Genomic DNA, 22,310 nt, shown 5'->3' on the forward strand with positions numbered 1-22,310 from the left:
CGAGTCAGTTCTGACAGCCAGAGGCGGTACACGGCACCGTCACGTCGCCGTTCACGATGGCTTGCTTGGACTTCGAGAGGTTCTGGTTGACGACGTCGGGGAGCTTCGGGCCGACGGCTTGCCCGAGAACCACCTTGACGGCGTCCTCTTCGAGTCCGAGGATGTTCTGGCCGTTGACGCTCTTCCAGTTGTTCTGTGCGACGGCGGCGGCGACTTCCCGCGTCCCCTCGTTGATGAACTTGACCGCCGAGCCCATGATGACGTCCTGATAGTCCGGGAGCGTCTTGGACTGGTCGGAGTCCACGCCGATGGCGAACCGGTTCGCGTCGCTCGCGGCCTGAAAGACGCCCTGTCCGGCCGCCGCGGCGGCGTGGTAGACGATGTCGGCGCCCGCGTCGTACTGCGAACTGGCGATGTTGTTCGCGGTCTGGGTGTCGGTGTAGTTGCCGATGTAGCCGACGCGAACGTCCACGCTGTCGTTGACCCACTTCGCCCCCGCCCTGTAGGCGCGCTCGAAGGCGTTGATGAGTGCGCCGTCGACGCCGCCGACGAACCCGACGGTGGCGTTGTCCGGGGTGAGCGAGTTGCCCGCGTGGGAGAGTTTCCGGGTCGTCATCGTGCCCGCCAGGACGCCCGCTTGGAACGACATCTCGTGGTTGGCCCACGTGTAGCCCGCGACGTTCGGTTGGTCCACGTAGTCGTTGATGAGCATCCACCGCTGGTCCGAGTACTGGGCGGCGTTCGTTTCGAGCGCCTGCGTGTGGTTGTACCCGACCAGCACGATGAGGTCGTAGTCGGGGTTCTGGCTCTCGGCGAGTCGCGACTGGACCGTCCCGTACTGGGACTGGTCGGTCTCCTCTACCTGCTGGATGTTGATGTTGAACTCCTCGGCGGCGTTCTGGAGGCCTTGGAGGGCGAGGTCGTTGAACGCGCCGTCGCCGAATCCGGCGGGGCTAGAGATGATGGCGATGTTCGTCGGCTCACCGCTTCCGCCCCCGCCGTCGGTCGTCGTTCCGGTCGTCGTCCCGCCCTCTTGTCCGCCGGTACAACCGGCGAGCGCCGTCCCGGCGACGAGCGCGGCCCCCGACCTGAGGACGGCGCGTCGGTCCACGTCGCCCGCGGTTAGTTTCTGTCTGTACGTACGGTCCTCTCCCGTGTGTGTGTCACCCATCGTCATGGTTCTTCGAGACACGTTAACTTGTACGAGGGTAAATAATTACCTTTTAAAATTGAGTCACGTCGGCGAGTGATAAAGTATCAGGGCGCTCAGGGCACTCGGTTTGACCGTGACTCGTCGCGGACCTGAGACAGTCACTACGCCGTCGTGGGGATTCCGAATCAACCGACGGATTGGTCGACGGCACGACCGAAACCGTCACGTCGGGCGACTTCGCGACTCGGGGTCGGAAAAAACGAAGCGGCGGTCGGTCAGCGGAGTCGATGCTTACTCGGACACTTGGTCGCCCGCGTAGAAGACCTCGACGCCGTCGTCCCACGTTCGGGGACCGAACTCGTCGAAGCCGTAGACCTTGAACTGGGCGTAGTCGTTGGGCGTCGAGTTAATCTCGCCGTCGACCTTGCCTTCGAGGTCCCAGAGGGTGCCCTCGGTCGTATCGTAGCTCTTGACAGGTTGGAGTTCGACGCCGTACTCGGTCACTTCGACGTCGTCCGCGTACAACTGGATGTGGTAGCTACCCTTGCCCTGAACGCGGAGATAGCGGTAGTCCACCGCGGACGCGGAACCGCTGGTCGCCGCGAGACCGCCGGCCGCGACGGCCGCGGCGCCAGCGCCTTTCTTCAGGACGGTACGTCGACTGACGTCGCTGTCTTTCTGCGACATGCACGCTCACCTTGGGAGGGAAACATGTTTACATTAATTGCTGGCTAGTAGTAGATTAAATTTTCTTTTTCTTTAAGTAGGAACTAAATGGTTGCGTCGTACCGCTCCGCGGCGAGCGCAGTCTTGAGGAATTGCGGTCGGTGTTCCGTCCCGCCCGTTCGACTACGGAGTCGCTCACGTGAGAATCACTGCCTTCAAACCGGTTCCGGGCGAAATCGGTGCAACGTGAAACACCTCCCGAAGCATCTCCGGCCGAGGTGGCGCTACCTCGCGGTCGAACTCGAAGCGTGGCCCGACGCCGAATTCGACCGCCGGGACTTCCAGCGGAGCGTCTGGTTCGCGGCCCAGAACCTGCTGGGCGACGCCGGGAGCGCCGACGCCGACCTGAAAGTCCTCCAGTTCGAATACGGAGAGGGCTCCGGGGAAGCCATCGTTCGGGCGCGCCACGGCCACGCCGAAGAGGCGCGGGCCGCTATCGCCTGCGTGGACGAAATTCGAAACGACCCCGTAGGCCTACGCGTCAGCGGTATAAGCGGTACGGTCCGTGCCTGTGAAGAAAAGTATTTAGGAGCAGACGGCCAAATTCGTGACGAGAGAAAAGTCGTGTTCGGGGACGCCCAGCAGTCGGCCGTCGAGCGAGACGGACTCCTCGACGTGCGGACCGACGGCGCGTTCGCGGGCGCGACGGAACTCGATTTCGAGTGATACTATGCAGGGACAAGCCCAACAGCAGGCCTACGACCGTGGGATTACCATCTTCTCCCCGGACGGACGGCTCTACCAGGTCGAATATGCCCGCGAGGCCGTCAAACGCGGCACTGCGAGTATCGGCATCCGCACCGAAGGCGGCGTCGTACTCGCGGTGGACAAGCGCATCCGCTCCGAACTCATGGAGCGGACCAGCGTCGAGAAGATTCACAAGGCCGACGACCACATCGGCATCGCGTCCGCGGGCCACGTCGCCGACGCCCGCCAGCTAATCGACTTCGCGCGCCAGCAGACGCAGGTCAACCGCCTGCGCTACGGCGAGCCAATCGGCGTCGAGACGCTGACCAAGGAAGTTACCGACCATATCCAGCAGTACACGCAGGTCGGCGGCGCGCGCCCGTTCGGCGTCGCGCTCATCATCGGCGGCATCGAGGACGGGGAACCGCGCCTCTACGAGACCGACCCGTCGGGCACTCCCTACGAGTGGAAGGCCCTCGCCGTCGGCGCGGACCGCGGCGAAATTCAGGAGTACCTCGAAGACAACTACAGCGAGGCGATGGACCTCGACGGCGGCATCGAACTCGCGCTCCGCGCACTCGGGTCGGTCAACGACGACGAACTCAGCCCCGAGGGCGTCGGCATCGCGACCGTCGACGCCGAGACCGAGCAGTTCCTCGAACTCTCGAACGACGAGACCGAGGAGTATCTCTCCGAACTCGGCCTGCTCGGTGGCGGCGACGAGAGCGAACCGGAAGAGGAGTAGACGGCCCTTCTTTCCCGCGGTTTCGCTAGTTGGGTAGACGCCGGTTTTCGGGATTTTTACGGGCGGTAGAGCGCAGTTCGTCGAAGCACCGAGAGTTACGAGGACGGACACCGAGTCGAGTGGAGAACGCGCCGGTCGGCCGAGGATAGTTCGTCGAAAACTGCACGAGAGACTCCGAGAGTCGCCGCGAGAAACTCAGGCGTCGAGGACGCCGATGCGCTCACCGCGGTAGCCGAAGACGTTCTCGTAGCCGTACGCCGACATGAGGACGGGGTAAAACGGTTCGTCGGCGACCAGTTCCCGACCGTCGACCGCGGCGAACCGCTCGCCGGCGGCCACGCGCTCGAAGTTCTCGGCGAACACCTCGAAGCGGTCGCCGCCGTCCTTCGGTACCGGGCGACCGAGGCGGAAGACCTCGACCTCGCCGCGGTCGTACCCCGCGACCGGTTCGTCGTCGGGGAGCGCGCCCGTCGCTTCGAGGAAGCCGTAGACGAGGTCCACGGCGTTGTCTGCGGCCTCGTCGGAGCCTTGCAGGCCGCACTCGACTTCGAGGACGTGGGGGTACTCGATGAGGCGACCGTCGCTCTCTACCTCGGTCTCGACCAGCACGGAGACAGGCAGATAGGGACAGATAGAGCGCGCGACCGCGTCGACGGTGTCGACCAGCGCGAAGGGTTCGGCGTACGACTGCGTGGAGTGGAGCGAGAGCGTCGTGCAGTCGCGGACCTCTTGGGCGAGTGCGGCGGCGAGTCGACCCTCGTGGGTGTCGGCGTCGGGGTCGCCGGGAAACGCGCGATTCAAGTCCTCTTCGACGTACCTGACTCCGCGGTCCAGCGCCTCCTCGTTCGCGATTACGAACTTGACCGGACGCTCGACCGCCGGCGACGTTGCGAGGAGACGCTCTATCGCCCGGACGCCGCAGGGTTCGTCGCCGTGAATCGCGGCGACGACGGCTATCTCGGGGGTCCCCTCGCCCAACTGCTCGATTCGCATCGGCAAAAAAGCGGCAACGCGTGGCCTTGAGCGTTTCGACTCTCAGTCGGAGCGCGTCGAGAAACGGCCAGAAATATACGCGAACGACAGCAATCGAAGCGAACCCGTCTCGGTGTCCGGAGAGTCACTAGTGACAGTCGCTCGGTGGGGCGAAACGTTACCCGTCACCGGAAGCACACAGCGACCGAATCGTCGATTCGAGCGCGTGACCGGCGTCGGTCAGCGCGACGTAGTCGTCCTCTTGGTCGTAGTCCACTAACCCGTCGCGAGCGAGTTTCGGGACGTGCGTGTGATACAGCGACAGGTAGACCTGTAGCACCTCGTCGGCGTCGATTCGCGTGAGCGGTTCGCCGCGTTCGGCGACCGCGACCTCGTCGGCGAGGTCCGGCAGTGACAGGTCCTCGTGGGACAGGAGCGTCACCAGCGCCTCGCGCCGGCGGCGGTCCGCGAGCAGGTCGAACAGAGTGTCTATCGAAATGGGCCGGTCGGCCGACTCGAACGTATCGACGGCCGCGGCCACCGCCTCGAACCGACCGTCGTCGCAGTAGGTGACGAGTCCGCCGTCGGCGTCGTACTCCACGAGGTCCGTGTCGTCCAACTTCGGCAGGTAGTTGTGGTGGAGTCGGGCGCGCAGTCGGTCCTCGTCGGTCGGCGTGACGTCGGACGCCGTATCGTCGTTCGCGAGGAGGTCTACGAGGTCGTCCACGACGAGCGACTCGTCGCTGTCGGCGAGATACCGGAGCAGGACCCGACAGTGTCGGTTCCCGAGTGCGTCGAAGGTGGCGTCGAGCGAAGCGTCGCGTTCGGGGCTGTACGGTCGGGCGTCCGCCGTGTCTCGGCGAGAGTCGGTGGTTGTCATGTCGTGACCTCCTTCCGGGGTGTCGTGCGAGCAGTTAGTGTCCGCTCTGGTTGAACGAACGACGCGGCGTCTATATAAGTTGTCGATTCTCCTTGATTACACGTGGGAATTCCGAGTTGTACTACGGGAATCGGGAGAGGGCGGCCGGGTCGTGGCCGTCTGTCGGGCGTCACTCCAGCGACTCGGCGTAGGCGAAGTCGGAGGCGTCGGCGGTCGGCAGCGAGTCGTCGAGCGCGATTTGCCACCCCTCCAGGGCGGTCGGGTCGTCGAGCGCCCGGGTCATCGTTTCGCGCACGTCCAGCACGTCCACGCCGTAGTAGTCGCGGGGGACACCGTGGAGGTACTGGAGCGCCGTCTCGAACAGCGACCGCATCCCGCCGTCGTCCTCGAAGTCGAAGTGCTTGTACGCGCCCGCCGCGACCTGCACCATCCCGTGGAGGAACTTGCTCTCGGTCGTGGCGCTCCCGTAGTTGTACCACTCGTCCTCGAAGCAGTCGTGGGATTCGTGGAACTCGGCGGCGTTGAACAGTCGAACGCCGTGGACCGTCGCTCGCCGGAGCGTGTCGTGTTCCCACCGACCCTCCGCGGGGAGCCATCCGGTGGGGTTGCCCACGCGGGGCGGCCCGACTGACGCGTCGCGAGTGTGCTCGTCCATGTGAGCCACGTCGGTCCGAAGCCGTGTAACGTCGTCGGAGACCACAACAGATACGCCGATTCGGGTCGAATTGCGACCGTGTCCGTCGTCCACGACTACCACGTCCACTCGAACTACTCGGACGGCACCCAGATGCCCCGGATGCTCGCCGCCGCCGAGGAGGCGGGACTCCGGGCGGTCGGGTTCGCCGACCACTGTAACGTCTCCGACCGCGAGAGTCTCCGGACCGGCAAGCGCGAGTACGGCATCAACTTGGACCGGACCTACCCGCTCCGCCGGGAGGCCATCGAGTCGCTGCGCGACCAGTACGACCTCCGAGTCTTCGACGCGGTCGAACTCGACTACGACCCGCAGGACGAGTCCGAAATCGCGGCGTTTCTGGACGAGGCGGACTTCGACTACGCCATCGGGAGCGTCCACCGCGTCGAGGGGACCAACGTCCAGCGGAGCGCGCCCTTCGCCGACCTGTCGGAGCGCGAGCGCCGCGCCTTCGTGGACGACTACTACGAGCGACTCGCCGACCTCGTGGAGTCGGAACTGTTCGCCATCGCGGCCCACGTCGACCTGCCCGAGCGCACGCCGGAACTCCGCGGCTACACTACCCCCGACCACCACGAGATGCTCGCCGACGCGCTCGGTCGCTCGCGGACGGTCCCCGAAATCAACGCCGGGCGCGCCCTCCGGGACTACGGCGAGTTCCACCCCGAACCGGAGTTCTGGGCGGCGCTCCGAGAACGAGGCGTCGAGTTCGTCGCCGGGTCGGACTCGCACGAACCCGACGAGATTCACCAGCGGAAGCGCGCGTTGGACGAGCACTTCGCCGAGCGAGAGGCGGAACCGATTCGGTTGTTCGACTGACCTCGGACTCGGCCGTCGGTCGCTCGAAAACCTGTTGGTTCGGTAACTCCGTCACTCGTCTTCTACCGAGTTCGAACTGGCTTCCAGAACGTCGAGCGCACGCTCGAAGGCCGCTTCGCTGGTGTCGAACTCCCCCTCGTGGTTCCACTCGTCGTCGCCGCCGGTCGTGTACACGTCGAAGTTCCCGCCGCGGTACTCGTGGCTCTCGACGTAGAGTTCGCGCTCGACGTTGCCGTCGTCGTCGACCAGTAGCCAGATGCCGAGTTCCTTGCCGCCTTCGAGGTCCCGCCGTCGTTCCCAGTGCATCGCCCTCGTTCACGGTCCGCACGTAGTTAGCTCTTGACGTGGGTCGGTCTACTGGACACTCTCACGGAGCACTCCTCGACAGCACCAGCGGTGGCGGGCGCACCGTGACACTAACCACCGGCAACCGCTTCGTGGAGCAGACGGCCGTCGAGCGCGGGGGCTTTCTAAAACGAAATCAGTACAGTGGACGTTCTACCGGCGACGATAGTAAGAGCGTATCCATTCCCGAATCGGTGTCCCGTCAGAAGTGGTGCGAGGGCCCGCGTGGGCCGTCAGTTTTTGCGAGGGAAGAACGCTCCGAAGCGGTCTTCCTGCACTTTTGAACGTGGCGTAGCCACGCCGCGAGTGCGAGGGAAGGGATTCGAACCCTTGGACCCCTACGGGAGCGGATCTTGAGTCCGCCGCCGTTGGCCAGGCTTGGCTACCCTCGCGCGCGGTCGCTCGTCTTCGGGGTTCGCGCCTGGCGTTTCTCTCTAAAACGGCGGGTATATAAACCTCCTACGGTGTCGGACGGGACGGTTCGGGTCGGGCGACGGTTCGCGTGACGACCGCGAGAGGTGGCGGACAGTCGTTCGCGTTGCTCGCGACACCCGCCGACCTGCGCCGATGTGGACGGTCTTCTCGCGTGACTATCTGCTCTCGGAATCCCCAGAGCCAGTGAACCGACAGGGCTTTTCCCGGGACGGCCGACCACGGAAACATGACCGACGACGCCGACGAGCGTCTCGCAGTGGCGAAGCGCGCCGCGAGCGCCGGAAGCAAAGTCGCCGCCGAGAGCTTTCGAGCGGACATCGAGGTGGAGACCAAATCGGGCAAGACCGACGTGGTGACCGAGGCCGACCGCCGGACTCAGCGCCGAATCATCGAGGTCGTCCGCGAGGAGTACCCCGACGACGCCATCGTCGGCGAGGAGGAAGACGAACTCAAGGAGGTGCCCGACGAGGGCGACGCGTGGGTCATCGACCCCATCGACGGCACGAACAACTACGTCCGGTCGATTCCGGTCTGGACGACCAGCGTTGCGGCGGTCCGGGACGGCGAACCCGTGGCGGCGGTCAACGACTGCCCCGCGCTGGGCGAGACGTACGTCGCGGGTCCCGACGGCGTCTGGCGCGACGGCGACCCCGTCTCGGTCAGCGAGCGGACCGACCCCGAGACGTTCGCGGTCGCGCCGACCATCTGGTGGGGGTTCGACCGGCGCGACGAGTATGCCGCGGTCTGCCGGGAACTGGTCGAACGGTTCGCCGACATCCGGCGGTTCGGGTCGGCGCAGGTGACCCTCGGGATGGTCGCGGCCGGTTCGCTGGAGGGCGCGGTGACGAACGTGGACCCGAACCCCTGGGACACCGTGGCCGGCGTTCACATGGTCCGGCGGGCCGACGGAACCGTCACCGACCGCCACGGCGACCCGTGGCGACACGACTCCGAGAGCCTCGTCGCCTCGAACGGCGAGGCCCACGACGAACTGGTCGCCGCCCTTCGAAACGTCGACTGAGCGAATTGTGTCGTTCATCTGAGAACGTAATTACCCCGTTTTCGGCGAAGTGAATTCTAAGGATATTTAGTCTGAAAGAATCTGGTGTAGGACATGGAACTCGACGATACCGACCGCGAAATCTTGGAAGCGTTACAGGAGAACGCGAGAACCCCGTTCAGCGAGATTGCGCGCCGCATCGACATGTCCAGCGCGACCGTCCACGACCGCGTCAACCGAATGGAGGAGGCCGGCGTCATCGAGGGCTACCACGCGAAAGTGAACCCGAAGGCGCTCGAGTACGGCATCTCGGCGGTCGTCGGTCTGCAGGTCGAGCAGGGCCAAGAGCAGAACACCCTCGGTCGCCTCGAAGACATCGACGGCGTGCAGGAGGTCCACCTCACGACCGGTTCGTGGGACGTGCTGATGCGGGTGTACGCCGAGGACGCCGACCGCCTCCGGGAACTCATGTTCGAGAACATCGCCCAGATGGACGGCTTCGCGCGCTCCCAGACGATGGTCATCCTCGACACTCCCTACGAGACCGAGGAGTTACCAATCGACGGTAGCGAGGTCTGAGGACCGCGCGGCGCGACGGCGACCCGACGGAGCGAGCGTCGCGACGACCGACCCACCGGACGGGACTTCCGTCTCGACGGCCGAGACCGGAACCGTAAAACCGTCGGCTTGCGCCTTGGAAAACATGAGCACCGTAACCGAGGACATGGACTCGGAACGCCTCTGGGGCGGGACGGTCGCCGCGCTGTTGGCCGCGCTCGTCGGCGGCGTTCTCCTCTTCCCGGAGCGCGTCTACTACGGATTCGTCTGGCACTACTTCTGGGGGCCGGTCGTCGCCGACGCCAAGAGCGCGCAGTGTGCGGCCTACGCCGACGGTTCTGTGAGTTTCCTCTACGACGCAAGCGCCTGTGCGGCCGCGGCGGAACCGGTCGCGTACCCCGGCTACACGCTGGTCTCCGAGGTCGGCTACGCGCTCACGATGCTGCTGATGCTACTGGGCGTCGTCTTCCTACTCCGGCGTCTCGGGGTCGGACAGGACCGCGGCATGTTCTACGCGCTGTTCCCCTACATGCTGTTCGGCGGCGCGCTCCGGGTCGTCGAGGACGCCTTCGACGGTCTCGACGCCGCCGAGGCCGCCATCTCGTTCCCGTGGAACACCCTCATCATCAGCCCGGTCATCTACTTCACGATGTTCGCCATCACGCTGGCGGCCCTGCTGGCGAGCGTCTGGCTCAGCGACTCCGAGACGACCGACAGCTACTACTACCCGCTCGCGGGCATCGGCACGACCCTGCTGGTGGTCGCGGTGGGCTATCTGGTCGTCCTCGCGTTCACGACCGACACCGTGAACTTCTTCCCCCAGATTTCGGTCGTCGTCCTCGTCGGCGCGACGCTCGTGACGTGGCTCACGTGGGCGGGCGTGGAGCGCTACGCGCCGGAGGTCAACGAGGGGACGGGCCGGATGGGTCTCGTCGTCATCTGGGCGCACGCGGTCGACGGCGTGGCGAACGTCGTCGGCATCGACTGGGCGAACGAACTCGGCCTGCCCGCCGACCTCGTTCCCAAACACCCCGTGAACCGCGCGCTCATCGGCGTCGGCGAGCAGTTCCCCGAACCGGTCGTGGCCCTCGTCGGCACCGCGTGGCCCTTCCTGCTGGTGAAAATCGTGGCCGCGGTGTTCGTCGTCTGGGTGTTCGACGAGGCAATCTTCGAGGAGAGTCCGCGCTACGCCGTCCTCCTGCTCGTGGCCATCGTCGCGGTCGGACTCGGTCCCGGCACGCGGGACATGCTCCGGGCGACGTTCGGCATCTGAAAACGAGGTTCAGTTTTCGAGTCGTTCTAACGTCTCCTCCGGGAAGTACCGACCCCCGCAGTCGGGACACTCCGCGACCTCCAGCGACTCCGACGCGCCGACCCCGAGCGCGTCCCCCGCCACCTCGCGCCGGGTCAGCGACGTGCCACAGACGGCGCAGTCGAGGTCGTACTCCGACGTCATACCTGCACCCCCGAATAATCGGTCGGTGAAAATGCTGTCATACCTTAGCACGAACGACGGACCGAGACATAAAACCCTTGCTTGTGCGCCCTCCCAGACCGGTATCCGAACTCGCTCAGCGAGTCGGTGGGTCGGCGTTCATCACGACCGCATCTGAGCGAGAAGTCTCTCCGCGCCGGCGGTCGTGACGCAGGAGACGAACGCGACGGTCCCCAACTTCCCGCCCGCTCCCGAGAACGCGGCCGCGACCGCGACGAAGACCAGACCGCACACCGCGCCGGCGAGCGCGACTCTCGCCTCGCCGTCGAGTCGCTCCGACGAGGTCATGCCGACGAACGACGCGCAGAACGCGACCGCGGCCAGCGTCTCGCCCGGACCGACCGGAATCGCGGAGAAGCCCAGACCCGCGACCAGACCGACGAGCGCCGACCCGACCACTCCGCCGAGGTCGAGGCGGACGCTCAGGGCGACCGTCGCGACGGCGGCAGCGACCGCGACCGGGACGAAGAGGGTCGCGTCGGCCCACGCGAAGGCGCTCCCGGCCGCGAAGTCCGCGCCGGTCAGCGCGGCGGTCGTGGCACAACCGAACAGCGCGAGCGTCCCCAACTTACCCCCGAAGCCGTCGAACGCGCCGTCGGCGGCGACGAACGCGACTCCCGAGACGAGACCGGCCACTGCGAGGTGTCCCGTCGACGGGAAGACCGCGGGCGACGCCATGCCGACGAACGACCCGCAGTAGGCCGGGACGCCGACTTCCGGCGCGGCGACGCCCGCGACCAGTCCGACGAGCGCCGAGGCGACGACCGGTCCCAGACCCGCGCCGACGCTCAGCCAGTAGGTAACGACCGCCGCGACGAGGACTGCGAGCGCGTCGAGGAGGTCCCCGCGTTCGAGTTCGCGGGCGTCCGGCGCTTCGAGCGCGCGTTCGCGTTCGGTCGCCGCCGCGACGCCGCCCGCGAGGACCACTCCGCCTTCGAGACCGAGGACGGCGGGCGAGACGCCGCCGGTGAAGAGCGCGCCGGCGAGCAGTGCGATAGGTGTGAGCAACAGTACGGCGTAGCCAGCGAGACGAGTCGGCGCGTACACGCCCGTCCGTAGACCGGCGACCCGCCTAGTGGGTTGCGATTCCGGGTCGGATTGCCGCCACCGGACCGCCGCGCGGGACGCCAGACGCGGTCAGGGGTACGGATGCAGGTCGCGGTCGGGGCGAAACTCGAACCCCAACTCAGCCGGGACCTCGCGGGCGCGTTCGCCGAAGAACGACTCGCCGGTGAACAGCGGTTGGGCCGCGGGAACGAGCACCCGGACCGCCTCGAAGCCCAGTCGCTCGACGTCGCGCGTCGTCAGGCGCGCGGCGTAGGCCGACAGGTCGGCGTCGGCGAGGCGGTCGAGGACGGCGTCGAGTTCGGCCCCGCCCGCCGGCGGGTCGGCCGGGCCGACGCTCGCGGCGGGAATCGCGGTCTCGGTCGCGACGAACTCGCGGGCGGCGGCGGGGAAGTCGGCGTACCGACCGATGGCGCCGTCGGCGTCGTACGCCGACGACGCACCGCTCGACGAGTTCTGGTCGTCGGCGTCCGCGGCGTCGTCGTTGCCCATCGAGCGCAGCTCCATCCAGTTCTGGAGCGCCTCGCCGAGCGCCGACGCGGCCGCGGCCGCCGGGTCGAGGTCGGCGTCGGACCCGACCGCGAACTGGGGCCACTCGCCCTCGCGGTGGACGGCGACGGCGACCACCGGCACGTCTACGTCCTGCGTGACCAGCAGGGGCGTGACCGACAGGTCCTCGGCGCGCGCCCGCGCTTCGAGCGCGTCGAACCGCTCGTCCTCGACGGCGAGTTCGAGCGGTTCGAACGTCGAGTACCACGAGAGCATGGTCGCGTCGCGCTCGATGACCTCGTAGAGACCCGCGAGCAGGGCCTCGTCGGTCGAGTTGCCGAGACCGAGACCGGTCGTGATGGAGGGCTTGTGGCGGACCTCGGGCGGCGGGAAGTGGACGAACTCCGCGGGCAGGTGAGCCGAATCGCCGGTGTGGAGGTTCCGGCCCTCCGCCCACGCCAGTCGCTCGTCCGAATTCGCGTCGGTCCACCCCTCGGGCCGGACGAACGCCGCGGGACTCACTGCCGAATCGAGGTCGGCCGCGCGCGCCGTCTCGAACCCCTCGGTCCGGTAGACGCCCGCGGCGTAGCGTTCGAGCGCCTCGCCGAGCGCCTTCATCAGCGCCGCGTTCCAGTCGTCGGCGACGCCGGCGGCCTGCTCGGCGGCCTGCGCGTCGCTGAACTCCGTCGTGTCGGCGAGTTCCGCGAGGTAGTAGGGCGCGGGGAACGATTCGGCCTCGCCGATGGCCGAGACGACGCCGACGCGCTCGTCCACCGCTCGCTCGGCCCGCGAGAGCGCGTCCTCCAACTCGGTGTCGGCGTACTCGCGGTCGAGCGACGACGCGAGACGGAGGCCGGCGTCCGATTCGCCGTCGCAGACCTCGCAACCCGGCACCGGGAGCAAGTTCCGCTCGCCGTGCGGAACCTCCGCGACGCCGCCGAGGACGGCCGACTCGCCGCCCGAGAGGAGGGTCGCGGCCTCGCGCCCGGCGAGTGCGCCCGCGAAGCGCGCGCTCGCCGGGTCGGGGTCGGCCTCCGGAGAGTCCTCGCGCTCGTCGTCCAGATTCGCGGCGACGCGCGTCCGGAGGCAGTGCCAGCACGCGGTCCCCGGCGCGTACCCCGAGACCGCGGCGTCGATTCCGAGAGCGTGACCGCCGACCCCGCCGAGTTCGACCGCGAGCCACGGCGTCCCTCCCTCGCGGGCCGCGCGGTTCGCCTCGGCGAACCGTGCGTCGGAGTGGTCGGCGGCGGAACCGACGACCACCGCGAAGTCCACAGTTGCGACTCGGTCCGGGTCACACTCGGCGGTCTCGGCTCCCGTATCGCCGAGCGCGGCCCTCACGGCGTCGATTGCCGGACCCGCGCCGACGAGTCCGACTGTCGGTCCGTTCATGGCGACACCGACGGACGGAGACCGGAAAAACGCGGTGCTATCGCTCGGGGGCTACCGCGCGAGAAAGTGACGAGTTCGGGGTCAGTTCAGGAGGCTCTGGGCCGCACTGGCGAGCTGGTCGGTGTCCGCGTTGCGGAGTTCGTCGTTGGCCAGCTTCAGGCGCAGTCGCGGGCGGCCGACGTCGATGGGCACCTTCTCGGTGCCGATGAGACCCATGTCTTCGAGCTTCGTCTTCGTCCGGGAGAACGTCGCCTTGCTGGCGATGCCGACGTCCTCGCCCCACTTGCTGATGTCGTACAGCAGGGCCTCGTTCTTCGCGGCGACGAGCAGGCTGATGGTGACTTCGTCGAGTCCGTCGCCGTCACCACGCGCGGTCTCCATCGAGGACAGTACCTCGTCGAAGTCGTTCTGCGCGTCGGGGCTGATTTCCTCGCCGAGCGTGTCGCGGACGCGCGAGAGCGGCGGCGTGCGGAGCGAGAACTCGTCGGCCGAGTCGAACTGCTCGGAGTACGAGTCGTAGGCTTCCGCGACGAACTCCTCGTCGTCGGCGGTGAGGCCACCGACGCGGTCGTCGGCGGTCACGAGCGCGATGACGACTTCGTCGGTGACGAGCAGGGAGTTGCTCGGAACCTCGTCGGTGGTGCGCAGCGAGAGCGACCCCGCGTCGATGAGGTCCGCCGCGTTACTGGCGACGATGAAGTCCTCCATTACGTCTTTCAGCGTGCCCGACTGCGCGAGCATGCGCAGTTCCGGCAGGTCGCCCTCGTACTCGGTGGCGACGTTGATCAGTTCCTCGATGGCGTCCTTCGACGGGTTGACGACGAGCATCGTCTCGGGCGCTTCGTCGATGACCGTCCGAAGGATTTCGGCTATTTCCTGGTCCAGTAAATTCGATTCGGTCTCCATGTACCGACAAACGTTTTACCCCTACTTAATTTTAACGTTAGTAACGGGGGGAAATCACGGATTATCCGAGAACACATAAGGGCAAGTCGGACAATTCTAAACGAATCCCCAGGTCGGTTTTGGGTTCCACGGCTTCGTACAGCCCAAATAACACCTTCGGCCGAAATCGACAGACTGAGACGCGGTTCTCGGTCTCCGTATCAGATTCGGAACGTCGGCCGTTAGGTTTAACGAGGGGTTTCGCGAGTTATTCGCTGTTTACTCACGTATGAAAGATACAAAACAATAAAGTAGTGGTCCACTCTAACAAGAAACAAGCTATGCGAGGTAAGATTCGACAGTGGATCATGGAGAATCCGCGAGCGATGGACGCAGCGTACGCAATGGCGGCAGGGAGTACTTACCTGATTACCATTCAAGATTCGGCTGGTGGGTCGGCCGGCCCCTAAGAACTTCGAATGCGGTCGGAGAGCTCCTCCGACCAAATTAGGTCGCCGTCGTACACGAACGGCGCCTTTGCGCGTCTCAGAAACGAGAGGAGTTCTTCCTGATTCAGCGTGAAGGTTGTCTTCGAGCCCTGAATCTGTGGTTGCTCTTCGCCTTTTACGTACACTTCGTAGATACTACCGATGTTCGGTATCGAAAGGGCCGTGTACTCCACTTCGTAGAGGTCGCCCGACTCTTCGAGCGTGGCGATAATCGGAAATCGATTGTCACACTGTGTAAGCTGGTGCGTTCCGTCGCCGACGACAGCGTAGTCTTTGCCCATCATGATACGCCGACGGGCGAGTTGAATTGCGTGTGCGATGTCGTAGCCGTGCATCAACAGTCGCGAGAACGCCACGCCGACCTTCGCGGCCTGCTTGTTGAGGACTTTCGTGAACGTTACCGCACCCGCGACGCTTCCTTTTTCCACGAGGTCCCTGCCCTCGTAGTAGGAACCACAGGCGTTCAGGAAGAACGTCTGGACGTTGCTCTCCTCGATGGTCGCCACCGAGAGGTTGCCGTTTCGACACCGCAGACCGTCCTCCTCGCAGTGGCCGATGTAGTGGACGAAGTCGTGGGACGACTCGAACACGTCGGCGAGTTCGGCCTTCGAGAGGGACTCGTGGACCGTAACGTCGATGGGGAGTTCCTCGGCGCGTTCATCGTAGATTTCGGCGACCGTCTCGTGTTCGTCGGCCATCTCGTCGTCGTTGAGAATGACGGTCACATCGATGTCGTCGTCGCCCCGGTTCAGATACTTGAATCGGTTCTCGTAGGCTTCGGGGACGGCTTTGAACACGTCGATGGGCACGCCGTCGGCGAGCCATCCGTTGACTCTCCCCTCGTGGAGGACCGGGTCGCGTCTGTCGACGGATTTGACCGGGCCGGGTCCTTTTCGGGTCATGCCGGCGGCCGCCTTCGATGTAGTGGCCTCCGGGCGTCGCGCGTCCGGGTCGCCCGCGCGATAGAAGTCGTCTATCGACTTGTTCAGCAGTTCGTCCTTCTCCAAGTCAGTCGATTCGGGGAGGTAGACGAGGCTGAGATTGTTGAGAAGGTACGGAAGCGACGTGACGTTGTCCGCGCGCGGTTCGACGTGCATCGCGAGGTGCCACTCCGGCAACTCGTCGTCGATGCGCTCGTAGGGTGCGTCGAGGTACGTCGCGAGTTGTTCGGCGGGAGTGGACTCGTAGGTCGCTTCGGCGTCGATTTCCACTGCGTCCAGTAGCGATAGTTCCGCGAGGTCCCAGCTGTACTCGCCTGCGTTCCGGACGAGGCAGTCGAGGAAGAACACGCGCCGGAGCAGGTCGGCAACCTCGTGCTGGAAGCCGGGAAGCGGGGTGAACCGGTACTCGACGTCGGCCTCGGGTGCGCGAAGCACGGGCGAGCGCCGGTCCTCGACGGTCATCTCGGCCTGTAGGTAGTAGGCGAGCGGGGCCGCGACGAAGGCGTACTCGAAGTCGTCGGGGACGGCAAACTCGATGCCCGCGTCGAATCGCTCCGCTCGAACCGGGTCCGGAATCTCGGTCTCCCCGCCGAGTTCGACGCGGGGCGGATGTCCCCGAAGCGTCGGGTACGACCGGTCGGGCCCCGCGACCTTGTGCGACGACGAGAGGTACGTGACTGCGGTCGCCAAGCCGTCGGGCGTCGGCGGCACCGTCACCGTGTCGACCGGTTCCTCGTGGTGGCTCCGAAAGCCGAAGGTGACGAGCGTCGGGTCCGGGAACGAGACGTGAAGTTCGTTGTAGTCGTCGGTCTTCGACACCGTGGCGGCCCCCGAGAAGCGCAGGTAGGTCTTGACGTTGAGATTGATATTGAACAGATACTCGCCGTGCGAGAGGTCGAGGGGGTCGGCGTCGCCGCCGTGCTTGTATTCCCCGCCAGAGTCGAGACTGACGACCTTCACGAGCGCCGCGGGGAGTTTCAGTTCCGAGACGTACCCCGATACCGTCTCGTCGAGGGGACGGTCCACGTCGTAGCCTCCACTCGCGGTGTCCCAGTCTCTCGCCTCGATACACACCTCCGTCTTCGTACGGTCGAACACCCGCAACCCAGAACTCGTCTCCTCCCACTCGATCATGTCGGCGTTGTACAACGTGTCTCACCGGGACTTTATATTTTTGTCGCCCGGTAGTGCCCCCGCGAAAGGTAAGCTTATACTCCGGGATGCACCGATTTTTTGTATGGAGTACGACCGCGTCCGCGACGTCGACCGCGAGGTAGCAGACGCTCTGGAAGCCGAAGTAGAGCGCCAGCGCGACACCTTGGAGATGATCGCCAGCGAGAATCACGTCAGCGAGGCCGTGATGGAGGCCCAAGGGAGCGTCTTCACCAACAAGTACGCCGAGGGCTACCCCGGTTCGCGGTACTACGGCGGGTGCGAACACGTCGACACCGTCGAGGAGTTGGCCATCGAGCGCGCGAAGGAGCTGTGGGGTGCCGAACACGTCAACGTCCAGCCCCACTCGGGCACGCAGGCGAACATGGCGGTCTACTTCGCCATGCTCGAACCCGGCGACAAGATTCTCTCGCTCGACCTGACCCACGGCGGCCACCTCAGCCACGGCCACCACGCCAACTTCACCGGGCAACTGTACGAGGTCGAACAGTACGAAGTGGACCCCGAGACCGGCTACCTCGACTACGAGGCCCTGCGCGACCACGCAGAGGAGTTCGACCCCGACATCGTCGTCTCGGGTTACTCGGCCTACCCCCGAGAGGTCGAGTGGGAGACGATTCAGGAGGCCGCCGACGCGGTGGACGCCTACCACCTCGCGGACATGGCTCACATCACGGGGCTGGTCGCGGCGGGCGAACACCCCTCTCCGGTCGGCGTTGCCGACTTCGTGACCGGGTCGACCCACAAGACCATCCGCGCGGGCCGAGGCGGGATGGTCCTCTGCGACGAGGAGTACGCCGACGACGTGGACTCCGCGGTGATTCCGGGGATGCAGGGCGGGCCGCTGATGCACAACATCGCGGGCAAAGCGGTCGGCTTCGAGGAGGCGCTTCAGCCGGAATTCGAGGAGTACGCGTCCCAGACCGTCGAAAACGCCAAGGCGCTCGGCGAGAGCCTGCAGGACCACGGCTTCGGACTGGTCTCGGGCGGCACCGACACCCACCTCGTGCTGGTCGACCTCCGGGAGTCCCACGAGGACGTGACCGGCAAAGACGCCGAGGAGGCGCTCGAAGACGTCGGAATCGTGCTGAACGCCAACACGGTGCCGGGCGAAACCCGCTCGCCGTTCGTCACGTCGGGCATCCGGGCCGGGACGCCCGCCCTGACGACGCGGGGATTCGACGAGGAGGACTGCCGGTACGTCGGCGACCTCATCGCACGCGTGGTAAACAACGTGGACGACGAGGACGTGAAGGCCGAAGTCGCCGAGGAGGTTCAGGAACTCTGCGACGCCAACGCGCTGTACGAGTAGGGCGAGCTTCGCCCTCGCGGTAACGGAGAATTAACTCCGGTATGCTCTCTTTTCTTATCACGCATCCGGTTAATACTACGCTATCGAAGCGCAGCGGACGGCTCCGTCGGTCGGCGTTTGATGCAAGTACGTGTATCAAATAGACAGTCGAGGACAGAAAATACGCACGAACCCGAGGGTTGAAGGCGCTCGACGTTCCACCTTCGGGTAATGACAGAGGTAATCGACGGCGACGCCGTCGCCGAGCGAATCCGCGCCGACCTCCGAGACGGCATCGAGACGCTGGCCGACGAGGGCGTCGAAGTCGGACTCGCGACCGTACTGATGAGCGACGACCCCGCGAGCGAGACCTACGTCTCGATGAAACAGCGCGACTGCGAGGAGGTCGGCATCGAGGGCATCCACGTCGAGTTGGACCCCGAGGCCCCCGAGGAGGAACTGCTCGAAACGGTCGCGGACCTCAACGACGACCCCGAGGTCCACGGCATCCTCGTCCAGATGCCAGTCCCGGACCACGTCGACGAGCGGCGAGTCCTCCGGGCTATCGACCCCGAGAAGGACGTGGACGGCTTTCACCCCGAGAACGTCGGCCGACTCGTCGCGGGCCACCCCCGATATCGGCCCTGCACGCCTCACGGCGTCCAGAAACTACTGGAGTCGGCGGGCGTCGAGACCGAGGGCGCGGACGTGACCGTCGTCGGGCGGTCGAACATCGTCGGCAAGCCGCTGGCCAACCTGCTCGTCCAGAAGGCCCGAGACGGCAACGCGACCGTGACGGTGTGTCACTCTCGAACCGACGACCTCGCCGCGAAGACCCGGCAGGCGGACGTCGTCGTCGCGGCCTGCGGCGTCCCCGAACTCGTCGACGGGTCGATGCTCTCGGAGGGGACGACGGTCGTCGACGTGGGGGTCAACCGCGTGGACGCCGACAACGAGAAGGGCTACGAACTCGTCGGCGACGTGGACTTCGAGAGCGCCAAGGAGAAGGCCAGCGCCATCACGCCGGTCCCCGGCGGCGTCGGCCCGATGACTCGGGCGATGCTGCTCTACAACGCGGTCAAGGCCGCGGGACGGCAGGAGGGCGTGGCCGTGGACCTGCCCTGAGTTCGCCCCGATACCGTCTCTCCGCTCGGTCGGCCGAACGCCTCACCGCGGTCTCGTATTTTGTGAAACGATGCCAACCTTGTGGCTTGTTGGTTAGACCCATATTTTTACCGGTCGGCGAGAAAGCGGAGCGTATGGCTTCCGAACCGCATCCGCAGGTACAGGCGCTACTCGACCGACTCGAACAGTTGGGCGCGCCCGACCTCTCGACGCTCGACCCCGAGGAGGCCCGGGCGATGTTCGAGAAACTCCGGGCGGGCGAGTCGTCCGAGGAAGTCGGCGACGTGACCGACCGAACGATACCCGGTCCCGGCGGCGACCTGCCGATTCGGGTTTACCGCCCCGACGTCGAGGGTCCGCACCCGGTTCTCGTCTACTTCCACGGCGGCGGATGGGTCGTCGGGAGCGTCGACAGTCACGACTCGGTCTGTCGCCACCTGACCAACGCCGCGGACTGCGCGGTGGTCTCGGTGGACTACCGACTCGCGCCTGAACACCCCTTCCCGGAGCCGACCGAGGACGCCGTGGCCGCGGTCGAGTGGGTCGCGGAGAACGGCGACGAAATCGGCGTCGACGCCGACCGACTCGCAGTCGGCGGCGACAGCGCGGGCGGCAACCTCGCGGCCGTCGCGGCGCTCGTGGCCCGGGACCGCGGCGGTCCCGACGTCGACCGGCAGGTGCTGATATACCCGGCGACCAGCGCCCGCGACGACTGGCCCTCGGTCGCGGAGAACGACGAGGGCTACCTGCTCACCCGGTCGGAGATGGCGTGGTTCGGCGACCAGTTCTTCGAGAGCGACCTCGACGCGCGCAACCCCTACGCCTTCCCGCTACAGGCGTGCGACCACGCCGGTCTCCCGCCGGCCACGGTCGTCACCGCGGGGTTCGACCCCCTGCGCGACGAAGGTCGGGCGTACGCCAAGGCGCTCGCAGACGCGGGCGTGGACGTGACTCACCGGAACTACGAGGGGATGATTCACGGCTTCGTGAACATGCTCGAGGCCCCGGCGGACCTCGACCGCGCTCACGAGGCCATCGAGGCCATCGGCGAGGACCTGCGCGAGTCGTTCGAGTAGCGAGTCGGTCGCGCGAGCGCTCAGGCCAGTCGGCCGAACCGGTCGCGCGCGCTGGCGAGGGCGTCGTCGTCGCTCTCGCGCAGGAACCGACTCACGTCGCGGGCCGCCGCCACGAGCAGTTCCGCGGTGTCGGCGTCCACGTCGCCCTCCAGTGCCTGCACGCGCTTGACGTGATCGCCGAGGGTTTCGAGCGCGTCCCGGCCCTGCTCGCGGTCTCCCTCCGTCTCCTCCGAGTCGCGTTCGTCCGAGTCGCGCTCGTCCGCCCAGTCGGCCATCTCGCGCCGGTACTCCGCCACCGCGTCGGCGTAGGCCAACCCTCGAATGGGGTGCATCGACGCGGGCACCTCGTCGGGCGCGGGTCGCGAGTCGGTCTCCGGGTCGGTCTCGGGGTCGGCGTCCGCGCCCCGGAGGAGCGCGAGGAAGTACCACTCCTCGTCGTCGCTCAGGTCGAGGCCGCGACCCACCACGTCGGCGGCGTGGCGGAGTTCTTGGGCGGCGAGGTAGGTGTCGTCCAGCGGTCGGAGGTCGCCGCCGCGGACGAACCCGCGCTTGCGGACGTACTCGCCGGCGAGGTCGCCCGCCCGGTCGGCGACTTCCCTGAGCGGCCGGACGCCGACGTCCTCCCGGACTTCGGTCAGGTCGAACTCGACCGGGGTGTCGGTGTGGAGACTGCGCTCCTCGTCGACGCCGACGCTCCGGAGACTCCCGCAGTCCGGGCACTCGACGCTCCCCGTCTCGTAGTAGGACCACCGCGCGCCGCAGTCCTTGCACTCGCGCTGGCCGCGAACTTTCATGCAAACGACTTGGTCGCGGCGACACAAAATACGGTCGCTCTCGGACCTCTCGCCGTCGCGTCCACCCCCTCGGTTGGGATACCCTAAACCGGCGCGTTCGACGGTATTCGAGAATACCGGGCGTGTCGGCGTCGATACGTCGAGAGTTCGCGGAAATACCTCAAAACTTATACCATATACGGGCGACAGACGAGCCATGGAAGCGGGCGACCAACCCCGACCTCTCGAGTTCCGAGTCCCGGTCTCGGAGGACTTCTGGCGGGAGTACGGCGTCCACCTTAGCGTCCTGCTCCTGTCGCTGTCCGCGACGGCGGTGGTGGTCGCGCGCGAACCAGGCGACGGAATCGTGGTCGGACTGGTGGTCGTCGGTCTCTCGCTCGGGGCGGTGTTGGCGGGACTGGTCATGTACAACGTCGTCGTGGCCGCGCTCATCGCCGCCGAGCGGTGAGTCGGTCGTCCGACCCTGAGTTTTAAGCGGTCGCTCCCGCTATGGACTGATGCTATGTCGAGTCACGGCCTCTCCGAGGCACCCGAGGATAGAGTAAGTCGCCAGTCGGCGGCTGGTCGAGAAATTCGCCGCCGAACGTGACCACCCTTCTGACTCCGGCCTTCCGGTCGCCGTAACCGTCGCGGGCGAGACCCACGAACTGAGCAGAGCCGAGGCCGACCAGTTACGCGCGGCGCTCGGCGAGGCGCTGACCGAGCGCCGGGAGTTCGTACGCACGGTCGGGACCCACCGCGAGGACGGCAGTTACGTCGTGGAGCGACGGCAGGCCGAGTCGGCGGGCCACCGCAAGGTGTTCGAGAGTTTCGCCGCGCTCCGGCGACTCTACGACGACCTGCCCGCGGAGTTCACCGCCGCCGACGTCGAGCGGTCGGGGCTGACCGGCGGGCGCAGGCACGTGCTGGTCCACCACTTCGCGGAGCATCCCGCGTTCGAGTGCGGACTGTCGAAGCGCCAGCCCCTCACGGCGAGCAAGAACGACGACGCCGGTTCGAGCGCCGGGGGTGAAACCGGACACTGATACCGCCGGGCGAACGCTTTTCGGCCGGGCGGCCCT

Annotated in this window: 23 protein-coding genes and 1 tRNA gene; 11 read left to right on the forward strand and 13 right to left on the reverse strand. The window is 66.4% G+C overall.

The features are described from left to right. Positions 1 to 4: 4 nt before the first annotated feature. Positions 5 to 1,177, reverse strand: a complete 1,173-nt coding sequence (locus M0R89_RS00980; RefSeq protein ID WP_368408848.1) for a BMP family lipoprotein — start codon at positions 1,175 to 1,177, stop codon at positions 5 to 7. 267 nt (positions 1,178 to 1,444) lie between these two features. After that, on the reverse strand, positions 1,445 to 1,840 hold the full coding sequence (locus M0R89_RS00985; RefSeq protein ID WP_248650705.1) for a hypothetical protein: 396 nt from the start codon (positions 1,838 to 1,840) through the stop codon (positions 1,445 to 1,447). Between the two features lie 225 nt (positions 1,841 to 2,065). Between M0R89_RS00985 and M0R89_RS00990 the strand changes: the two genes are divergently transcribed. Next, positions 2,066 to 2,545 (forward strand): Rpp14/Pop5 family protein, encoded by a 480-nt coding sequence (locus M0R89_RS00990; protein ID WP_248650706.1) that lies wholly within the window; start codon positions 2,066 to 2,068, stop codon positions 2,543 to 2,545. Positions 2,546 to 2,549: 4 nt separating this feature from the next. Continuing rightward, entirely contained in the window at positions 2,550 to 3,311 is a 762-nt protein-coding gene (psmA, locus tag M0R89_RS00995) for an archaeal proteasome endopeptidase complex subunit alpha (RefSeq protein WP_248650707.1), read from the forward strand. 195 nt (positions 3,312 to 3,506) lie between these two features. On the opposite strand, the gene M0R89_RS01000 is transcribed toward psmA, so the two are convergent. The 3 genes from M0R89_RS01000 to M0R89_RS01010 form a co-directional block, all read right to left on the reverse strand. Next, complete coding sequence (locus tag M0R89_RS01000; protein WP_248650708.1) at positions 3,507 to 4,304, reverse strand: M14 family metallopeptidase; 798 nt, start codon at positions 4,302 to 4,304, stop codon at positions 3,507 to 3,509. Between the two features lie 157 nt (positions 4,305 to 4,461). After that, positions 4,462 to 5,163, reverse strand: coding sequence for a DUF7344 domain-containing protein (locus M0R89_RS01005; RefSeq protein WP_248650709.1), 702 nt, complete (start codon positions 5,161 to 5,163; stop codon positions 4,462 to 4,464). Between the two features lie 169 nt (positions 5,164 to 5,332). Next, positions 5,333 to 5,818 carry a DUF309 domain-containing protein gene (locus tag M0R89_RS01010; protein ID WP_248650710.1) on the reverse strand — a complete coding sequence of 162 codons (486 nt, stop codon included), beginning with the start codon at positions 5,816 to 5,818 and terminating at the stop codon, positions 5,333 to 5,335. 78 nt (positions 5,819 to 5,896) lie between these two features. Between M0R89_RS01010 and M0R89_RS01015 the strand changes: the two genes are divergently transcribed. Then, the gene (locus M0R89_RS01015; RefSeq protein WP_248650711.1) at positions 5,897 to 6,676 is read left to right on the forward strand and encodes a PHP domain-containing protein; all 780 of its coding nucleotides are present in this window, start codon (positions 5,897 to 5,899) and stop codon (positions 6,674 to 6,676) included. Between the two features lie 51 nt (positions 6,677 to 6,727). Here the strand turns inward: M0R89_RS01015 and M0R89_RS01020 are convergent, their stop codons facing one another. Together M0R89_RS01020 and M0R89_RS01025 are read right to left on the reverse strand one after the other, a co-directional pair. Continuing rightward, positions 6,728 to 6,982 carry a hypothetical protein gene (locus M0R89_RS01020; protein ID WP_248650712.1) on the reverse strand — a complete coding sequence of 85 codons (255 nt, stop codon included), beginning with the start codon at positions 6,980 to 6,982 and terminating at the stop codon, positions 6,728 to 6,730. Between the two features lie 346 nt (positions 6,983 to 7,328). Then, positions 7,329 to 7,413 (reverse strand) — tRNA-Leu (locus M0R89_RS01025). Positions 7,414 to 7,682: 269 nt separating this feature from the next. Between M0R89_RS01025 and M0R89_RS01030 the strand changes: the two genes are divergently transcribed. The 3 genes from M0R89_RS01030 to M0R89_RS01040 all read left to right on the forward strand — a co-directional run bounded on the left by M0R89_RS01030 (position 7,683) and on the right by M0R89_RS01040 (position 10,287). After that, positions 7,683 to 8,477 (forward strand): inositol monophosphatase family protein, encoded by a 795-nt coding sequence (locus M0R89_RS01030; RefSeq protein ID WP_248650713.1) that lies wholly within the window; start codon positions 7,683 to 7,685, stop codon positions 8,475 to 8,477. 93 nt (positions 8,478 to 8,570) lie between these two features. Continuing rightward, complete coding sequence (locus M0R89_RS01035) at positions 8,571 to 9,035, forward strand: Lrp/AsnC family transcriptional regulator (RefSeq protein WP_248650714.1); 465 nt, start codon at positions 8,571 to 8,573, stop codon at positions 9,033 to 9,035. A gap of 124 nt (positions 9,036 to 9,159) precedes the next feature. Beyond that, on the forward strand, positions 9,160 to 10,287 hold the full coding sequence (locus M0R89_RS01040; RefSeq protein ID WP_248650715.1) for a DUF63 family protein: 1,128 nt from the start codon (positions 9,160 to 9,162) through the stop codon (positions 10,285 to 10,287). Positions 10,288 to 10,296: 9 nt separating this feature from the next. On the opposite strand, the gene M0R89_RS01045 is transcribed toward M0R89_RS01040, so the two are convergent. The 5 genes from M0R89_RS01045 to M0R89_RS01065 form a co-directional block, all read right to left on the reverse strand. After that, positions 10,297 to 10,470 (reverse strand): zf-TFIIB domain-containing protein, encoded by a 174-nt coding sequence (locus tag M0R89_RS01045; protein WP_248650716.1) that lies wholly within the window; start codon positions 10,468 to 10,470, stop codon positions 10,297 to 10,299. A 141-nt stretch (positions 10,471 to 10,611) separates the two neighbouring features. Next, positions 10,612 to 11,556 carry a hypothetical protein gene (locus M0R89_RS01050; RefSeq protein WP_248650717.1) on the reverse strand — a complete coding sequence of 315 codons (945 nt, stop codon included), beginning with the start codon at positions 11,554 to 11,556 and terminating at the stop codon, positions 10,612 to 10,614. A gap of 90 nt (positions 11,557 to 11,646) precedes the next feature. After that, positions 11,647 to 13,455 carry a YcaO-like family protein gene (locus M0R89_RS01055; protein WP_248650718.1) on the reverse strand — a complete coding sequence of 603 codons (1,809 nt, stop codon included), beginning with the start codon at positions 13,453 to 13,455 and terminating at the stop codon, positions 11,647 to 11,649. Between the two features lie 81 nt (positions 13,456 to 13,536). Next, the gene (gene tbsP, locus M0R89_RS01060; protein ID WP_248650719.1) at positions 13,537 to 14,361 is read right to left on the reverse strand and encodes a transcriptional regulator TbsP; all 825 of its coding nucleotides are present in this window, start codon (positions 14,359 to 14,361) and stop codon (positions 13,537 to 13,539) included. 445 nt (positions 14,362 to 14,806) lie between these two features. Continuing rightward, entirely contained in the window at positions 14,807 to 16,924 is a 2,118-nt protein-coding gene (locus M0R89_RS01065) for a hypothetical protein (RefSeq protein WP_248650720.1), read from the reverse strand. A 103-nt stretch (positions 16,925 to 17,027) separates the two neighbouring features. Between M0R89_RS01065 and glyA the strand changes: the two genes are divergently transcribed. From glyA to lipP1, 3 genes are all read left to right on the forward strand, one after another. Further along, positions 17,028 to 18,275, forward strand: coding sequence for a serine hydroxymethyltransferase (gene glyA / locus M0R89_RS01070; RefSeq protein WP_248650721.1), 1,248 nt, complete (start codon positions 17,028 to 17,030; stop codon positions 18,273 to 18,275). Between the two features lie 210 nt (positions 18,276 to 18,485). Beyond that, entirely contained in the window at positions 18,486 to 19,379 is an 894-nt protein-coding gene (locus M0R89_RS01075; RefSeq protein WP_248650722.1) for a bifunctional methylenetetrahydrofolate dehydrogenase/methenyltetrahydrofolate cyclohydrolase, read from the forward strand. A gap of 134 nt (positions 19,380 to 19,513) precedes the next feature. Beyond that, positions 19,514 to 20,455: a LipP1 family hormone-sensitive lipase gene (lipP1, locus tag M0R89_RS01080; RefSeq protein ID WP_248650723.1), complete on the forward strand. Its 942-nt coding sequence runs from the start codon at positions 19,514 to 19,516 to the stop codon at positions 20,453 to 20,455. Positions 20,456 to 20,475: 20 nt separating this feature from the next. Here lipP1 and M0R89_RS01085 read toward each other — a convergent pair whose 3' ends face one another. After that, the gene (locus M0R89_RS01085) at positions 20,476 to 21,249 is read right to left on the reverse strand and encodes a DUF7117 family protein (RefSeq protein WP_248650724.1); all 774 of its coding nucleotides are present in this window, start codon (positions 21,247 to 21,249) and stop codon (positions 20,476 to 20,478) included. Between the two features lie 196 nt (positions 21,250 to 21,445). Here M0R89_RS01085 and M0R89_RS01090 point away from each other — a divergent pair, with 196 nt between their 5' ends. Both M0R89_RS01090 and M0R89_RS01095 read left to right on the forward strand, forming a co-directional pair. After that, the gene (locus M0R89_RS01090; protein ID WP_248650725.1) at positions 21,446 to 21,697 is read left to right on the forward strand and encodes a hypothetical protein; all 252 of its coding nucleotides are present in this window, start codon (positions 21,446 to 21,448) and stop codon (positions 21,695 to 21,697) included. A 199-nt stretch (positions 21,698 to 21,896) separates the two neighbouring features. Next, positions 21,897 to 22,274 carry a DUF7528 family protein gene (locus M0R89_RS01095; protein ID WP_368408894.1) on the forward strand — a complete coding sequence of 126 codons (378 nt, stop codon included), beginning with the start codon at positions 21,897 to 21,899 and terminating at the stop codon, positions 22,272 to 22,274. Positions 22,275 to 22,310: the final 36 nt, after the last annotated feature.

This window comes from Halorussus limi (assembly GCF_023238205.1).
Classification (GTDB): domain Archaea; phylum Halobacteriota; class Halobacteria; order Halobacteriales; family Haladaptataceae; genus Halorussus; species Halorussus limi.

Bases quoted from the DNA above. Each gene is read 5' to 3' on its own strand.
- M0R89_RS01005 (WP_248650709.1), bottom strand. From the start codon at position 5,163: ATGACAACCACCGACTCTCGCCGAGACACGGCGGACGCCCGACCGTAC.
- M0R89_RS01065 (WP_248650720.1), bottom strand. From the start codon at position 16,924: ATGATCGAGTGGGAGGAGACGAGTTCTGGGTTGCGGGTGTTCGACCGT.
- M0R89_RS01020 (WP_248650712.1), bottom strand. From the start codon at position 6,982: ATGCACTGGGAACGACGGCGGGACCTCGAAGGCGGCAAGGAACTCGGC.
- M0R89_RS01085 (WP_248650724.1), bottom strand. From the start codon at position 21,249: ATGAAAGTTCGCGGCCAGCGCGAGTGCAAGGACTGCGGCGCGCGGTGG.
- M0R89_RS01075 (WP_248650722.1), top strand. From the start codon at position 18,486: ATGACAGAGGTAATCGACGGCGACGCCGTCGCCGAGCGAATCCGCGCC.
- M0R89_RS01030 (WP_248650713.1), top strand. From the start codon at position 7,683: ATGACCGACGACGCCGACGAGCGTCTCGCAGTGGCGAAGCGCGCCGCG.
- M0R89_RS01090 (WP_248650725.1), top strand. From the start codon at position 21,446: ATGGAAGCGGGCGACCAACCCCGACCTCTCGAGTTCCGAGTCCCGGTC.
- M0R89_RS01045 (WP_248650716.1), bottom strand. From the start codon at position 10,470: ATGACGTCGGAGTACGACCTCGACTGCGCCGTCTGTGGCACGTCGCTG.
- M0R89_RS00985 (WP_248650705.1), bottom strand. From the start codon at position 1,840: ATGTCGCAGAAAGACAGCGACGTCAGTCGACGTACCGTCCTGAAGAAA.
- lipP1 (WP_248650723.1), top strand. From the start codon at position 19,514: ATGGCTTCCGAACCGCATCCGCAGGTACAGGCGCTACTCGACCGACTC.
- tbsP (WP_248650719.1), bottom strand. From the start codon at position 14,361: ATGGAGACCGAATCGAATTTACTGGACCAGGAAATAGCCGAAATCCTT.
- glyA (WP_248650721.1), top strand. From the start codon at position 17,028: ATGGAGTACGACCGCGTCCGCGACGTCGACCGCGAGGTAGCAGACGCT.
- M0R89_RS01010 (WP_248650710.1), bottom strand. From the start codon at position 5,818: ATGGACGAGCACACTCGCGACGCGTCAGTCGGGCCGCCCCGCGTGGGC.
- M0R89_RS01035 (WP_248650714.1), top strand. From the start codon at position 8,571: ATGGAACTCGACGATACCGACCGCGAAATCTTGGAAGCGTTACAGGAG.
- M0R89_RS01000 (WP_248650708.1), bottom strand. From the start codon at position 4,304: ATGCGAATCGAGCAGTTGGGCGAGGGGACCCCCGAGATAGCCGTCGTC.
- M0R89_RS01055 (WP_248650718.1), bottom strand. From the start codon at position 13,455: ATGAACGGACCGACAGTCGGACTCGTCGGCGCGGGTCCGGCAATCGAC.
- M0R89_RS00980 (WP_368408848.1), bottom strand. From the start codon at position 1,177: ATGACGATGGGTGACACACACACGGGAGAGGACCGTACGTACAGACAG.
- M0R89_RS01040 (WP_248650715.1), top strand. From the start codon at position 9,160: ATGAGCACCGTAACCGAGGACATGGACTCGGAACGCCTCTGGGGCGGG.
- psmA (WP_248650707.1), top strand. From the start codon at position 2,550: ATGCAGGGACAAGCCCAACAGCAGGCCTACGACCGTGGGATTACCATC.